The sequence below is a fragment of the Bacillus sp. NH11B genome (assembly GCF_001884205.1).
GTDB classification, from domain to species: domain Bacteria; phylum Bacillota; class Bacilli; order Bacillales; family Bacillaceae_G; genus Bacillus_A; species Bacillus_A proteolyticus.
The window spans coordinates 70,101-85,562 of sequence record NZ_MAOG01000119.1 but is presented as its reverse complement, the minus strand read 5'-3'; the positions used below and the strand labels follow the sequence as shown (position 1 = coordinate 85,562).

Below are 15,462 nucleotides of genomic sequence, written 5' to 3'. Positions count from 1 at the left end.
GGCGCCCGTGAATGGCGCCCTTTTTATTACGCGTTATACCCAAATAACTTTAAATCTTCTCCTGAGTCTGAAATTATTTTTTCGAATCGCAATCCTACTTTTTCTAACAGATTGCCTGAAGCAGCATTATCTATAGAAGTAATTGCTACAATTCGTTTCATACCTAGCTTATGTACACCGTATTCGATTACCGCAGCAGCTGATTCATAGCCGTACCCTTTTGAACGGAATTTTTCTAAAAAGGCAAAGCCGATATCAACATCTTCTAATGAATCCCTTTTAATAAGGCCGCACATACCAAGTGGAGTGAGATCTCCTTTTCGTTCAACTAAGTAAAGACCAAAGCCCATTTTATTATACATATCGATAGGTCCGTTTAAGATGTAATTTTTTGCATCTTCTAAGTTTTTAACCCTTTTATCACCGATAAACTGAATCCATGCAGGATCGTTTACTAACTCGAGAATGAACGGAGCATCTTGTATATTGAACCAACGAAGAGTGAGTCGTTCAGTTTCAAGAACTATCAATCTATTGTACCCCCTTTAAAAGTTATAATAATTAGTATGGATTGTGTAACACAAAAGCGCAACATATTTTAATAGAGCCCTGCTTGTTCACATAAAGTTCGATTGTTTTGTATAAAAGGATATTTTATAATTAGGATTGACTGTAAAGAGTAAGATGCTTATACAATGACTCCTAGGAAACTAGGGGTTTTTACTATATAACTATCATTATTACTAAATATGACGCACTACACATTCTACTTAAGGAGGTACATAATGAAGAAATTATATAATGCATCGTTTACGTATTTAATTATTGGTTTACTATCAGGAATATTCGCTAGAGAGTATGGAAAATTTAAAGGGATTCTAGGATCTACACTATTAAATCTTTTGCATACACACACGCTAGTGCTTGGCTTTTTCTTCTTTTTAATTGCTTTAGGATTAGCAAAAGTATTCGCGTTTCATGAAGTGAAAGGATTTAATAACTGGTTTATTTTACATAATATTGCGTTAACATTAATGTTAGGTTCGCTGGCAGCGAGAGGTCTTCTTCAACTAAATGGAGCGGACTTTAAAGGGTTAACTTATATTGTAGGGTTCTCTCATTCTCTGATGGCATTCACATTAATTTGGTTTATGCTGTTAATAAAGAAATCATCTAAAATGTAGTTAAAAAGGACTTGTAGCGTGTGCTGTAAGTTCTTTTTTTATGTGTAAACAAGGTAAACTTACTATTCTGATTATTTTGTATAAAAATGGTATAATTAATGTAGAGTAAATAATATAAAAGGAGAGTACGTAATGGAAATAACAATTGAGCGTTTAGTAAATGAATTAAAGGATGTACTTCCTGAAGATCAAGTAGTGGTTAATAAGACAGTAAGAGAGTTACATAGTAAAGATGAATCTTACCATACTAGTAGTTTACCTGATGTAGTTGTTTTTCCAAAAACGACGGAAGAGGTTAGAGCAATAATGAAAGTAGCGAGTGAGCATAAAAAACCTGTCATTCCATTTGGAGTAGGTTCTAGTTTAGAAGGTCATATAATTCCTTATGAAAAGGGGATTACAGTTGATTTTTCATTAATGAACAAAATACTTGAAATAAGAGAGAAAGATTTTCTAGTGAAGGTACAACCGGGAGTGACACGCTCTCAGCTCAATAAAGAATTGAAAAAGTACGGTCTGTTTTTTAGTGTAGATCCAGGTGCAGATGCAACGTTAGGTGGAATGGCTGCTACGAATGCAAGCGGAACGACAGCGGTGAGATATGGAGTTATGCGTGATCAAGTTCGTGATTTAGAGGTGGTACTTGCTGATGGACAAGTGATACATACTGGAAATCTAGCGGCGAAGTCATCATCAGGTTATCATTTAAATGGAATTTTCGTAGGATCAGAGGGTACGCTTGGATGCTTTACAGAGCTAACATTAAAAGTATACGGCATACCAGAACATGTTATGGCTGCGAGAGCATCGTTTCCGGCTATAAGTGATGCAGTTGAAGCTGTTATTAACATATTGCAAGCTGGTATTCCAATTGCGAGAATAGAGCTCGTTGATGAACTATCTATGAAACAAGTAAATCATTATAATGAAACAAATTATAGAGAAGAACCAACACTGTTTTTAGAGTTTCACGGAAATGAAGCGGGATTAACGCAAGATATCGAGTTTACGAAGGAAATTGTTTTTGATCATAAATGTAAAGAAGTTGCTTTTGAAACTGAAACTGCGGCGAGAAATAAATTATGGGATGCAAGACATAATTTAGCTTACTCTTACGTTCATAGTTATCCTGGTAAAAAACTAATGAGTACGGATGTTTGTGTACCAATTTCAGAATTAGCTGGTGCAATACAGCATGCGAAAGAGACTTTAGATAAAGTGGGTCTTGTTGGTGGTATTCTTGGCCATGTAGGAGACGGGAATTTCCACGTGCTATTAATGATTGATCCGAACGATAAAGATGAAGTGAAAAAAGGGGACGAAATAAACGAAAGTATCGTACTGTATGCTCTTAAACGTGGCGGAACGTGTACAGGAGAGCATGGCGTTGGAATAGGGAAGCAGAAGTATCAAGAAGAAGAACATGGGGCCGCGCTTTTAGTAATGGAGAAAATAAAGAAAGCTCTTGATCCGCAAAATATTTTGAATCCGAATAAAATTTTCAAGCTCACAGATAAGGAATGAGGAATTTTGGAGAAACGAATTATACACTTTGAAGGATTGATCGTCTTATTAGCTGCGGTTTATATATATGCATTATGTGGATTTAGTTGGTTATTATTTATCGTATTACTTTTTGCACCTGATTTAGCAATGGTGGCGTACGCTATTAACAAACGTGTTGGTGCGCAAATTTATAATCTATTTCACACATATATCACATCAATATTACTTGTTTTAATAGGGGTCTATTTTAAGGTGGATACGATTTTAATGGTTGGTTTAATATGGACAGCACATATTGGAATGGATCGAATGCTTGGGTATGGATTGAAGTATGAAACTGATTTTAAGGATACGCATATTCAGAGGTTATAAAAGTGATTTGAGAAAGGTGTTCAATTGAAACAATTTATTACTGTTGAGAAATATAATATACAATGGGAAAGTGAATTTTGTAAATTACAGACGTTAATTAATAACGTAATGGGAGAATTCATTCTTTCTATAGAGCACGTTGGGAGTACATCTATTAAAGATCTTGCTTCTAAACCGATATTAGATGTCGATGTTGTAATAGAAGATTATGATGTTTTTCCAAAAGTAATAAAGAGGCTTGAACACATAGGTTATTTTCATAAAGAAGAGTGGAGTTTTAAGGGGAGAGAAGCCTTTGGGAGAAAGGATCAATATGTTCCGTGGGATGGAAAGCATACAATTTGGATGGAACATCATTTATATGTATGCGATAAGAATAGTGAAGAGTTAAGAAGGCATGTGGCGTTTCGTGATTACCTTCGTGGAAATCCAGATCTTACTATTGAATATGAGAAGTTAAAGAAAGAGTTAGCAGAAACGGCGGAAAGTCGAGCAAGTTATAGCTTAGGTAAAACGGAATTTATTGAATATGTATTAGAAAAAGCTATGAAAAATCGTTGAATAAGGGAGTTTGTATAAATAAAAAAATAATAGGTTTTACTATATGAACTGATCGTATAAAACTATTACAATCTGCTCCTGCCAAATGATAAGTCACATAAATATAATAGGAAATAAGAAGATAAGAAAAGAGGACGTTTATGTACATACCAAAACATTTTACTATACAAGATGAAGAGACGAAGTACGAAATGATTGAACAAAATAGCTTTGCAACTTTATTTTCTCAACATAACGGAGCACCGTACGCAACGCATTTGCCGTTATTGTTAAATAGTGAAACACTTACTTTATACGGGCATTTTGCACGTCCGAATGAGCAGTGGAAAGATAGTGGAAATCAACAAGTGTTAGCTGTTTTTCAAGGACCACATAGTTACATCTCTCCGTCATGGTATGAAACAAATAAAGCAGTACCGACATGGAACTATGTTGCGGTCCATGTATATGGAGAGTTAGAAATGGTTGAAGATGAACAGGAATTAATAGATTCTCTTCAAGATTTAGTACATAAATATGAAGATCCAAAGAGCACATACTCACTGAAGGATGTAGACCCGAATTATATGGAAGGATTAAGTAGGGGAATAGTTGGGTTTAAAATAAAGATAAATAAAATAGAAGGAAAAGCGAAGTTAAGTCAAAATCATTCTGTGGAGAGAAGAGAATTAGTTATAGAAAAACTTGAGAAAGTTGGGAGTGAGGGAAGTAGGGGGATTGCAGGGTTGATGAAGAAGGGTGTTTAAAATAATGGTGGAGTGTGAATACACATTTATAAAGTGTTAATATATTGTATTTATAGATTTTTATAGTGTTTTAAAAAATTTACAGCATGTGATTAATTTAATGGATTTAATGTTAAATAAATGTTGAGAAATATTAATGAGATATTTATATCTTAATATCTATTTGTTATTATTTATGTGAGAATATTCAAAAAAGGGGGATCTTATGAACATTCCAGTGAAGGGAAGCGAACAGGTTACAAAGCAACTTAATGAATGGTATCAAGCAATGTTACAACAACAATTGTCAAAAGCAACTAATTTAAAACAAGAAATTGATAAAAATATTGATGTTTTGAAACAAGAATCAAATAAAATGTTGCAAGAACAAAATTTATTATATTATTTCTTACTAGATTTTCGTTATAAAACGCTTGTTGATAGATTTAGTATCACAAAGAGAAGCTTTGACGAAATAGATTCTTTTAAAATTCCGACGGATGGTTTCTTATCTTATTATTACCATTTTTGTAAAGCGGTATATGCTACTATACTTAAAGATTATAAAGAAGCGAAAAAATATTATGAAAAAGCAGAGTTTTTTTTGAAAGACGTTCCAGAAGAAATTGAACAAGCTGAATTTCAATCTAAGTTAGCCTTATTCTATCATAATAATAATGAACCACTTTTAGCTGTTCACTATGCAACTATTTCAAAAGATATCTTCTCTAAACACCAAGGTTATGAAAGTAATACTGCTTCTTGCGAAAATACTATTGGAATGAGTTGTGTATCTCTAAAACAGTTTGAACAGGCCGAGGAACATTTAAATTCTGCATTAAATTTATTACAAAAAAATAATGAAGAAAGATTAATTTCATTCGTGCGGCACAACTTAGGGTGGCTATATGCAAATCAAAACCTTTCTGAGTTAGCTATCCGTCACTTATCAGAAGTAACAGAGAAAATACCTAATCATTTCAAAGCTGTTTTTTTACAAGCTAGGGAATATTCTAAGTTAGGTGAAAAAAAGATATCTTCTATTCTTATTGAAAAAGGATTGGAACTTTGTTTAGAAGTAGAGAATGAAGAATATACACATCATTTCAATATTTTAAAAGCATTAAATAATAATGTGAATATCGAGGAATTAAAAAGGGTAATTGTTACAGGGATTTCTTATTTCAAAGAAGAGAATCTTTCTTATTATGTAGAAGAATATGCTGAGGTGATGGCAGCTAGGTTATATGAGATGTGTGATTATAAAACGTCTAGTGAATATTTTTGTTTAAGTCTTGAAGCAAGAAAAACAAATTTAGCTAAAGGGGCGTTAAAATAATGAAGAAACTGAGTTTAATGGTAATGAGTTTAGCTGTTACAGGTATTACAGTTTTTACGATAAATACTACTCCAAAGATTCAACAAACAGCAACCGCAAATACTGTCGTCAATAAGTTACAATCGACTCACGGAGAAGGGTGGTCTCCAACGAGACCTGAGTTAGTATACTTAGAGGGAAGACAACTCTAAAGTATTATTTTAGGAGTGCTAGCTTTAGTTGATATTATTTACTGGCTTGTAAACATTAAAGGTTTACAAGCCAGTTTTTTGTTGTTAGAGCTACCTTCACATTATGTTGAAAGTAATTCGTCATAATTTAAAACTATTGAAATGAATTTTAATAAAAGATTGTTGAGGAATATAGTGAAGATATTGGAACATATAAATTCTCATTAGATATATTAAAATGGATTCATTCTCTTTTCCTTTATTTTTTATCAACATTTGTACAATAGCTGGATTTTTATATTCGAGAATAGTTGTTCCTTATCGATGTACCTGGATATAATAAGAAAAAATTAAGATTGAATAGAAGAATTTTAATAGAACAGTTACCAAGTTAATGCATTAGGAAAGAAATAGGTAGGAAGTAAGGAGCTCTCCTTTGTTCGTGACAGCTTGTTTGGTGTATGTATCTTTTTCGCATGGGAGGAAATTGATAGAGGTGATAATATACAACTGTAATCACATAGAATATGCTATCGATATGTAATACATAAAAGAAACGCAAACTAGAGTATTAAATTACATTTTTTTCACAAGATGGAGAAAAAAGTAGAAAAGGTGTTTTTATACGAAAACACCTTTTCTGTTTATAATGTTCCTTTATGGCAAATAACGAATCGTGTACTTGAATTTAGTGGGGATTACACTAATAAATAATACAATTAGGAGCAGAAAAACCGTCTTAGTGCTCTAAATCAAGTCCCACAAAAAGTACGATAAGGACGATTCGTCGGTGCAGGTGGAACACAGTATTCTTCTTGATTTGTAGAGTATGCATAAGGGTTTGATAAAGCTTCAAGAAGTTTCTCCATTACGCTATAATCTCCACCTGTAACAGCAGCTTCTAGTGCTTCTTCTACGCGATGGTTTCTTGGGATGATTGATGGGTTATTATTTTTCATCATCTCATAGGCGTTCTCTTTCGATTCTTCTTGTCGTTCTAATCGAGATTGCCATTGATTGTACCATTCTTTAAATTCATCGCTACCAAAGAGAGGACTACTTTCTAACGTGTTAAGAGTTAAAGAACGGAATGTATTTGTGTAATCCGCTTTATATTTCTCCATCATTTTTAAAAGTTTCTCAATAAGTGCTTTGTCTTGTTCGTCTTCGTTAAATAGTCCTAATTTCTTCTTCATACCGAGGAACCAATTGTTTTCGTACTGCACGCTGAATTTTGAAATTTCGTCTTGTGCAATTTTTAAGGCTGCTTCTTCGTCTTCGTGTAGAATCGGCATTAAAGATTCAGCTAATCGCGCGAGGTCCCATGCGGCCATATATGGCTGATTTCCATATGCGTAGCGACCTTGTGTATCAATAGAGCTAAATACTGTTCCTTGGTCGTAATTGTCCATAAATGCACAAGGACCGTAATCAATCGTTTCGCCACTAATTGTTATGTTGTCAGTGTTCATTACGCCGTGAATGAAGCCGACGAGTTGCCATTTTGCGATGAGATTTGCTTGTCGTTTAATGACTTCTTGAAGTAGCGCAGTATATCGGTTTTCATGAGCTTCAATTTCTGGATAATGCCTTTTTATCGTATAGTCGGCTAGTGATTTAAGGTCCTCGTTTGAGTCACGAGCTGCAGCGTATTGAAATGTACCGACGCGTATATGGCTGCTTGCTATCCTTGTTAAAATTGCTCCAGGTAACTTTGTTTCACGATATGTTGGTTCACCAGTTGTGACGACTGCTAAACTACGAGTAGTCGGAATATCAAGTGCATACATTGCTTCACTAATAATATATTCACGTAGCATTGGTCCAAGGGCAGCGCGACCATCTCCTCGGCGTGAATATGGAGTAGGGCCAGAACCTTTCAATTGAATATCAAAACGTTCACCTGAAGGGGTAATTTGTTCTCCAATTAAGAGGGCACGACCATCTCCTAACATGTTGAAATGACCAAATTGGTGCCCAGCGTATGCTTGAGCTAATGGATAAGCTCCTTCTGGTGTTGCGTTACCAGCAAAAATCGCAATTTCGGCTTCCTTCTTCAGTTCTTCTGGATTAAAGCCAAGAGATATTGCTAATGAATGGTTTAGTTTAATTAACTCCGGTGAACTTACGGGAGTAGGGGGGATTTCTGTATAAAATGATTGTGGTAAAGTCGTATAACTATTATCTAAATTCCAACCAGCTTCATTATTTTTAGTCATTTTATCTCCTCCTTGTTTATTTTTTATATTATGTATTTGTACGTATGTATTCTTTGTAAAGTTAGCTAAAAGTATAATATGATATTTCCCCTTGAAATCTATTGTAAGGACTTCACTGCACTATGTCTATTTAACAGCAAATATAAAAACTCCATTTTAAAAAAATGAGTTTTTATTATTATTTAATTTTTACAATTATTTTTCCTTTTGCTCTTCCAGCCTCCGAATATTCCATTGCTTTTTGAGCATCTTCAAAAGGGAAAACACGATCGATTACCGGTTTGATTTTTCCAGCTTCAATATAATTTGCACTAGTACGTAATTGATCTCCGCTTGGTTTCATAAATAAAAATGAATATTGAGCATTATGTTTTTTTTCAAGTGCAGTAAGTTTTTTACTTGCTAATGAAAATAAGAGTGTTTTGAAAAATCCTGAACCGAATTCTTTACCGAATCGAGCATTCGGCATCCCTGAAACGGAAACAATGTTGCCTCCGCTTTTTATAATATTGAATGATTTTTCAAGTGTTGTACCACCGATTGTATCAAATACCGCATCATAATTTGTTAGTATATCTTCAAATTTTTCTGTTTTGTAATTAATAATTTCATCTGCGCCAAGAGACTTTACTAAATTCGCACCAGCCTCACTAGCAGTCGTTGTAACGGTAGCGCCCATTATTTTTGCTAACTGAATTGCGAAAGTACCAACTCCACCAGATCCAGCGTGAATCAAAATCTTTTGTCCTTGTTGTAATTGCATAATGTCATGTAAAGCTTGATAGGATGTTAAGCCAACGAGAGGAATCGACGCCGCTTCCTCAAAACTTAAATTTTTCGGTTTTAAGGCTATATCATCTTCATGAATGGCTATATATTCCGCGAAAGTACCAATCTTATTTTTTCTTGGACGTGCATATATTTCATCACCGACTTTAAAGTGAGTCACTTTTGATCCAACCTTTACGATGACACCGGAAAAGTCATTACCAAGGATTAGGGGCATTTCATATTTAAGCAACATCTTCACTTTTCCATCGCGTATTTTAAAATCAATCGGGTTAATGCTAGCTGCATGAATTTCTGCGAGCACCTCATACTCATTTATTTCAGGGGTAGGTACCTCTGCCATACGCATTGGAACTTTCCCGTATTTATCAATTATCATCGCTTTCATTTCTTATACCTCCAAATTTCAATAAAAGTTGTGCAATAGCTTTTCGATATCTAATACAAGGTTCTTTAATAAACCTAATTTTGTACGTATATCAATATAATAAAAGTTTTTTGTACCTTCTTTTCGCATTAAAATAATACCGGCTTCTCGTAAAATCTTAAGGTGATGTGATACTGCTGGTCGAGAAAGATGTGTTTGTTTCGTAATTTTTCCTACACGTAATCCGGTTTGACATTCCGTTTCCATGAGAACTAGTAAAATAGCTTGACGTGTTTCATCGCCAATTGCCAATAATACTTTTTGTGAATCAATAAAATCTTTTTTTATAGCATTTAATTGTTCTTGTTTATTCATTTCAATCACTTTACCTCCTGGTAATTAGTCGAAAGGTTTAAGATGATGAACCATTAGATCGATACGGTAATGCTACATGATTGTTGTATGAGGTGCAATATTGGGAAAGAAAATCGAGACGAATGAATTTTTTATTGTTGAAAATTATAGGGAGATAGAAAAGGGATTGGAAGGACTACATAACACAATAGATGAAGTTTTAAAAACAAAAAATGATGTAACAATAAAATAAGCGGCCGCAACCTTAAATAATCCCTAAGGTTATGACCGCTTATAATGTTTGTATTATTTTTGATTTTTACGATAGAACATGGTTCAACGTAAAGTAAGTTCTTTTGTTTTACACTTTCATACAGACACAATTCAGGTGGATTATAGATGTATGAAAAGGTAAAAGAAATTTTGGAGCGTAATCTATCTATATGATAATTCAAAATGAAATATAAGTCTATATTTTTGTTGGTTTTTTGATTATATTTATGTCACTGAGCTCAGAACAATGATGTGGAGGGTAAATATATGAAATCGAATTATGTACCAGTTTTAATTGTTGGAGGGGGATTATCTGGGTTAGCGTCTGCGTTATTTCTTGCAAAACATAACATTGAGTACTTACTTATTGAAAGGCATCCGTCTACTGCCATTCATCCGAAAGCAGGTGGAATCACTTTTCGTACGATGGAGTTATTTCGAGAATTAGGTTTAGAACAAAGAATTAGATCGGCGGGTAAAGCATTAGAAAATTGCCGAGGAAGAATAGCGGTTCATACAATAGCTGAGGCGAATAAGGAAGAATTGGCAAAAATGAGGACCGCTCAATATGGAAACGATGAAAAGTTACTTCAAAAAATAGAAGAGATTAGTCCATCAAAACAAACTGCTTGTTATCAAATTACTTTAGAAGAGATGATGTTACTAGAAGCAAAAACATTAGGCGGGCAACTATCTTTTTATCATGAATTAGTTTCTTTTGAACAAAAGGAAAACGGAGTAATAGCAACGATTCGAGATCGAAAAACAGAAAAAGAGAGTGTCATACATTGTGACTATGTAATTGCAGCAGATGGAGCCAAAAGTAAAACACGTGAGCAATTAGGGATTACAACTGAGGGTCGTGGAACCATTGGCGGTTATTATATGAATATTTATTTTGAAGCGGATTTAAGTGAGTTTATACAAGGAGATGCATTTGGTTTTTCTATGGTACTTCATCCGGATGTTCTTGGTGCACTTATTCCAGTTGATAACGAAAGAAGATGGATTTACCATGTATCCTACGATCCATTAAAAGGAGAAGGGCCAGAGGATTTCACTATAGAACGTTGTAAACAAATTATTCAAACCGTAATTGGAAGTACAAATATTGAGTCAGAAATATTAAGTGTTTTACCGTGGGAAGCGACTGAGAGTACAGCGGTGAAATTTCAAGATAATCGCGTTTTTTTAGTTGGCGACTCAGCGCATATTATGCCGCCAACAGGAGGATTTGGTTCAAATACAGGAATACAAGATGCGCATAATTTAGCTTGGAAATTAGCGGCTGTTATAAAAGGGGCAGCAAAACCAAAATTGTTAGAAACATATCATGAAGAGAGATACCCTGTTGCAAAATTAACAACGGACCACGCGAGTAGTATATTATTTCGTGCTGCGGGCAGAGAGGAAGGTAATTTGAGTAATTTGGATAGTTTAGCTGTCACTGTTGGGTATCAGTATTGCTCAGAAGCAATTATAGACGAAAGTAACACACCGCATAGAATGGATATAGTTGATTTGAACGGACGCCCGGGAACGCGTGCGCCACATTTTTGGGGAACTTATGAAGGAAAAGAAGTTTCTATACTTGATCTATTTGGTAGCAACTTTGTATTACTTTCTGGAGGAGAGTCTAGTGCTTGGACTGAAGCTGCAAATGTTGTTTCATCGAGATTAGGCGTAAAGATAAAAGTGTATCAGGTAGGTTTAGCTAGTGATTTCATCGATCAAGGTAACTTTTTTAGAAAACTATACGGGATAGAAAATGGGGGAGCGGTAGTAATAAGACCAGATGGATTTATTGGATGGCGTACGGAAAATGAGGTAGTAAAGCCGGGTATATTACTTGAAGAGATAATGAATCGTTTATTATGTAATTAATATAAAACCACCGCTTGTATTTCAAAAGCGGTGGTTTTATTGTTTACAACTTACAAAAATAAAATATTGTAAGTTGTAAACGGATGTGCTAATCTTATAACCTACTTGAAAGATGAATTTTTTTGATTGTAACTTACAAATAATAAAAAATGTAAGTTGTTGAAATAACAGAAGATAATTTTATTATGTAAATAAAATGGACGGTGAGAAAAATGACAGATAAGGCGTTAACGAAAAATGTTGTTTTAGATGCAGCGGAAAAAGAGTTAATGAAATATGGATGGAGTAGGACGACACTTGTTAGTATTGCGAAGTCACTTGATGTTAGTCATGCGGCTTTATATTCTTATTTTCGGAGTAAGGCCACGCTACGCGATGCTATTTTAGAAAGGTGGTTGTTCAAGTACTCGGATCAGCTTGAGCAAATTGCGGGAAAAGATGGAGATACAGAAATCATTTTACAAGAGTGGTTCTTTTGTTTATTTCAGCTTAAAAAGAAAGAGTTACTTGAAAACGAAGAGTTATTTACATTGAATAGTTCGTTAGTGCAGCAAAAGAATGCTGTTATCCGAAAACACGAAGAAAGATTAGTTAGGCAACTGGAGAAGGTTATAAATCAAGGGAGAGAGCGTAACGAGATTGAAAAACAAGACAGTTTATTTTTAGCGCATATGATTTTTGGACTCCTATCACCGTTCTACCACCCTGCTTTTTCTGAGCGATGGAAAGAAGAGAAGATAAACGAAGAATTTCAAAAGTCATGGGAAATTGTTGCGCGTGGTATTTTTCAAAAGTAAAGAACTTCGTATCATATAAGGCTTTCAATCAGGAAACGTAATGAGAAGGGGAGATTATATGAGTCATTATAAAGAAGAACAACAACGTGTAAATGTAGTCATTGTTTTTAAAGATGATGATTTGTGAGTGCCATAAACTTGCTATTGTAATCATAACAACGACTCGATATGTATTTGTATCGTTCGGTTTCATTTTCATTAAAAGATCCGCTCTATCTAATAATGTTTGAATGCATAATCGCTTTACTTTTCTAGGTGTTTTAATAGAATCGATAAAAGCTTGAGTGCCCGGTAAAGGCATATGCCAGTATGCACCGTTATAGAAAGTAGATGGAAATGCTTTAGTGGCGTCTGCAATTCTATTTATAAGAGTTTTTGTTTTTCGTTTCATGCCGCGTATTTTCTTTTCACGCATTGTTGATCATCTCCATAAATTTTTGCAAGGCAGCTGAGTGGAAAATATCTTTTCGAGTAATAAAGGTAGTAGGAACCTTTTTAAAGTGATTTGGTAATGTCTTTAAAGATAAAACATGTTCGTAATCTGGAATAATAGATTTCAGCATAATAGCCGTGCCCATACCTGATTTTACACATGCAAGTATTGCTTCAATTGTTCCGAACTCTAGTATTCTTTTAGGTGAAATCCCTTCTTCTTGAAGCCAGTTTTCTAATAGTTTTCTGTAATAACATCCTTGACTAAAAGCGAGTAAATTCAGTTCTCCTATTGTTTTAAAGGAAGATAGAGGAGTCTTGCTAATGAGAACGAGTTCTTCTTCTCGAAATGAAAGTGTATGAAGTTCAGTATGCTGAATATTTCCAGCGATAAGAGCCCCATCTAGTTTTCGCTCTAAAACGAGCTGAGTTAATTGGTCTGTCGTATTTGTTTCTAGAATCAATTCAACTTCTGGATACTTTTCATAATAGGTCGTTAATATAGGTGGGAGACGAACGGCTGTTGTCGATTCTGTACACCCGATTTTTAACGTGCCTTTTGGCTCGGTTCCGTTACTTTGGACAGCTTGAATGGATTGATCCATTAAGTGGATGATTTGTTTTGCATATGTTAATAAAATTTCTCCGTTAGAAGTTAAAGTAACGCCTCTTCCGTTTCGATAAAATAAAGGCACACCTAACTCGAGTTCTAGTTGTTTTATACGCATCGTTACACCTGATTGTACATAGTTTAAGTTTTTAGCAGCATGAGATATATTTCCTACTTTCGCAACTTCGTAAAAAACCGTTAAATCTTTTATGTCCATTTATTATCACCCCGAAAAAGGTATCAATTTTTTTGATGGATTCTATTATTAACACTTATTTTACATGATATCAGAACCTTCATACAATGAAAGGGATATGGGGGAGATAACGTTGATAAGTGAAGGGGAAATTGCAAAGTACAGTAGTTCTAATAAATGGATCATGTTAACTTTGGCAACGGTAGCACAGGCAAGTGCAACACTTATAACATATGGAGTAGGGGTACTCGCTTTATTTTGGAAACAGAAATATGCACTTTCGAATATGCAGGTTGGGTTGTTAATAAGTGCTGTAAATATAGGTCCGCTGTTTTGTATGCTTTTTGTCGGAAGGTTACTTGATCGATATAGCGAAAGAATATTAATTGGAGCGAGCACTGTATTACTTGGCGGGGCGCTTTTACTTGCTCATATAGCAAGGGAATTTATGGGGCTATTATTTGTCCTTCTTTTAATAGGAACGTTTTATAGCGTATCCCAGCCAGGGGGAAGTAAAGTAATCTTGAAATGGTTTCCGAAAGAAATGCGCGGATTAGCTATGGGAATACGGCAAGCTGGTATACCTATTGGCGGGGCGTTAGCAGGAGTTACGATCCCTTTGCTTACACTTAAATTTAGTTTATCTTATACGATAAATGTTATTGCAACTATATGTATAGTAGGTGGGTTATTGTTTTTCATATTTTATAAGGAATCGATCCCCCGAGAACACACTAGCCGAGAATATGTAAGGCTTTCTTTTTGGATGCAATTAAAAAAGGTGATATGTAAAAAAGAGCTGTATCCAATTTTTATTACAGGTATTTGTATGATTTCTTTACAAATGATATTAGTCGGACATTTTATGAAATTTTTAACTGTTGAAAAATCGATAACACCTATTTTAGCAGGGAAAGTATTTTCGATTATGCTATTTGCAGGAATGATAGGCCGAATTATATTAGCTACAATAAGTGATACATATTACAAAGGGAATCGTCGTACACCGTTGTTTATATGTGTATGTATTTCTTTTTTCTTAATTTTAGTTGTTGTGATGAGTATACATACAATGAGACTTGGGGCATTATTTGTGGTAAGCGGACTGTTAGGCTTTTTTGCAATTGGTTGGTTTAGTCTTTTTATGGTCGAAGCTGCTGAGTCTGCAAGTGAGGAATCGGTAGGTTTAACAGTGAGTTTTGCGCTTACGCTTAATCAAATTGCTATTATCTTTGCACCTGCTTTGTTTGGTTATATAGTAGATGGGAAAGGCTACACATATGCATTGATGGGTATAGCTGCATTACTAAGCGTTTCAGCAGTGAGTTTATGTAAAAGTAAATGAATATTAAAAATGTAAATCTTTTATGAAGAAAACCTAAAGAAATGTCATGGGAGTGACATTTCTTTTTTTATATGCTGTATAATCAATTTAGAAATGAGATTCGTTTTCATTAACGCTCATTTCCTCTTTTGAAATTACCTGTAATTTTAGCTATAATAAGTTGTTTTTCTTTTTCGTTATTTGCCCGATTTATTTTGTTTAAAAATTTGTCAGCTTCATTTCCTTTTAAAATCATGATTTGTTTTCCGTAATATTCAATTGAAACTATATCATTTTTTGTTACTCGATAATGAAACATCATATCATCTAAACGATTGCGTTTATCGGTCTTTTTCAAAT

Annotated in this window: 17 protein-coding genes and 1 pseudogene; 11 read left to right on the top strand and 7 right to left on the bottom strand. The window is 34.3% G+C overall.

Annotated elements, in window-relative coordinates; translation table 11 throughout:
- Nucleotides 1-26 precede the first annotated feature (26 nt).
- A complete protein-coding gene (locus BAU27_RS22375; RefSeq protein WP_071747609.1) occupies nt 27-530 on the bottom strand; it encodes a GNAT family N-acetyltransferase in 504 nt (167 codons plus the stop codon).
- Between the two features lie 255 nt (nt 531-785).
- Between BAU27_RS22375 and BAU27_RS22370 the strand changes: the two genes are divergently transcribed.
- The 7 genes from BAU27_RS22370 (at nt 786) to BAU27_RS22340 (ending at nt 5,878) form a co-directional block, all read left to right on the top strand.
- On the top strand, nt 786-1,184 hold the full coding sequence (locus BAU27_RS22370; protein WP_071747608.1) for a DUF2871 family protein: 399 nt from the start codon (nt 786-788) through the stop codon (nt 1,182-1,184).
- Between the two features lie 132 nt (nt 1,185-1,316).
- Entirely contained in the window at nt 1,317-2,708 is a 1,392-nt protein-coding gene (locus tag BAU27_RS22365; RefSeq protein ID WP_071771985.1) for an FAD-binding oxidoreductase, read from the top strand.
- Nucleotides 2,709-2,714: 6 nt separating this feature from the next.
- On the top strand, nt 2,715-3,062 hold the full coding sequence (locus BAU27_RS22360; RefSeq protein WP_071771984.1) for a DUF4260 domain-containing protein: 348 nt from the start codon (nt 2,715-2,717) through the stop codon (nt 3,060-3,062).
- 24 nt (nt 3,063-3,086) lie between these two features.
- On the top strand, nt 3,087-3,623 hold the full coding sequence (locus BAU27_RS22355) for a GrpB family protein (RefSeq protein WP_071771983.1): 537 nt from the start codon (nt 3,087-3,089) through the stop codon (nt 3,621-3,623).
- A gap of 140 nt (nt 3,624-3,763) precedes the next feature.
- Nucleotides 3,764-4,369 carry an FMN-binding negative transcriptional regulator gene (locus BAU27_RS22350; protein WP_071771982.1) on the top strand — a complete coding sequence of 202 codons (606 nt, stop codon included), beginning with the start codon at nt 3,764-3,766 and terminating at the stop codon, nt 4,367-4,369.
- Between the two features lie 205 nt (nt 4,370-4,574).
- The gene (locus BAU27_RS22345) at nt 4,575-5,687 is read left to right on the top strand and encodes a response regulator aspartate phosphatase (protein WP_071771981.1); all 1,113 of its coding nucleotides are present in this window, start codon (nt 4,575-4,577) and stop codon (nt 5,685-5,687) included.
- Nucleotides 5,687-5,878: a Phr family secreted Rap phosphatase inhibitor gene (locus BAU27_RS22340; RefSeq protein WP_002165311.1), complete on the top strand. Its 192-nt coding sequence runs from the start codon at nt 5,687-5,689 to the stop codon at nt 5,876-5,878. The genes BAU27_RS22345 and BAU27_RS22340 overlap by 1 nt, the downstream gene beginning before the upstream one ends.
- 731 nt (nt 5,879-6,609) lie before the next feature.
- Here the strand turns inward: BAU27_RS22340 and BAU27_RS22335 are convergent.
- From BAU27_RS22335 to BAU27_RS22325, 3 genes are all read right to left on the bottom strand, one after another.
- On the bottom strand, nt 6,610-8,076 hold the full coding sequence (locus BAU27_RS22335) for a protein adenylyltransferase SelO (RefSeq protein ID WP_071771980.1): 1,467 nt from the start codon (nt 8,074-8,076) through the stop codon (nt 6,610-6,612).
- A 178-nt stretch (nt 8,077-8,254) separates the two neighbouring features.
- The gene (locus BAU27_RS22330; protein ID WP_071771979.1) at nt 8,255-9,253 is read right to left on the bottom strand and encodes an NADP-dependent oxidoreductase; all 999 of its coding nucleotides are present in this window, start codon (nt 9,251-9,253) and stop codon (nt 8,255-8,257) included.
- A gap of 18 nt (nt 9,254-9,271) precedes the next feature.
- Entirely contained in the window at nt 9,272-9,616 is a 345-nt protein-coding gene (locus BAU27_RS22325) for an ArsR/SmtB family transcription factor (protein WP_071771978.1), read from the bottom strand.
- Between the two features lie 91 nt (nt 9,617-9,707).
- On the opposite strand from BAU27_RS22325, the gene BAU27_RS33250 reads away from it, so the two are divergent.
- From BAU27_RS33250 to BAU27_RS22315, 3 genes are all read left to right on the top strand, one after another.
- Nucleotides 9,708-9,839, top strand: a complete 132-nt coding sequence (locus BAU27_RS33250) for a hypothetical protein (protein ID WP_254915713.1) — start codon at nt 9,708-9,710, stop codon at nt 9,837-9,839.
- A gap of 287 nt (nt 9,840-10,126) precedes the next feature.
- Entirely contained in the window at nt 10,127-11,743 is a 1,617-nt protein-coding gene (locus tag BAU27_RS22320) for an FAD-dependent oxidoreductase (RefSeq protein WP_071771977.1), read from the top strand.
- 212 nt (nt 11,744-11,955) lie between these two features.
- On the top strand, nt 11,956-12,540 hold the full coding sequence (locus BAU27_RS22315; protein WP_071771976.1) for a TetR/AcrR family transcriptional regulator: 585 nt from the start codon (nt 11,956-11,958) through the stop codon (nt 12,538-12,540).
- A 94-nt stretch (nt 12,541-12,634) separates the two neighbouring features.
- Here BAU27_RS22315 and BAU27_RS22310 read toward each other — a convergent pair.
- Both BAU27_RS22310 and BAU27_RS22305 read right to left on the bottom strand, forming a co-directional pair.
- Nucleotides 12,635-12,955, bottom strand: a pseudogene (locus BAU27_RS22310) (DUF3916 domain-containing protein); the annotation flags it as partial.
- Nucleotides 12,948-13,799 (bottom strand): LysR family transcriptional regulator, encoded by an 852-nt coding sequence (locus BAU27_RS22305; RefSeq protein WP_071771974.1) that lies wholly within the window; start codon nt 13,797-13,799, stop codon nt 12,948-12,950. The gene BAU27_RS22305 and the pseudogene BAU27_RS22310, both read right to left, overlap by 8 nt.
- 112 nt (nt 13,800-13,911) lie before the next feature.
- On the opposite strand from BAU27_RS22305, the gene BAU27_RS22300 reads away from it, so the two are divergent.
- Nucleotides 13,912-15,123, top strand: coding sequence for an MFS transporter (locus tag BAU27_RS22300; protein WP_083596119.1), 1,212 nt, complete (start codon nt 13,912-13,914; stop codon nt 15,121-15,123).
- A 109-nt stretch (nt 15,124-15,232) separates the two neighbouring features.
- On the opposite strand, the gene BAU27_RS22295 is transcribed toward BAU27_RS22300, so the two are convergent.
- Entirely contained in the window at nt 15,233-15,460 is a 228-nt protein-coding gene (locus tag BAU27_RS22295; RefSeq protein ID WP_071771972.1) for a hypothetical protein, read from the bottom strand.
- Nucleotides 15,461-15,462: the final 2 nt, after the last annotated feature.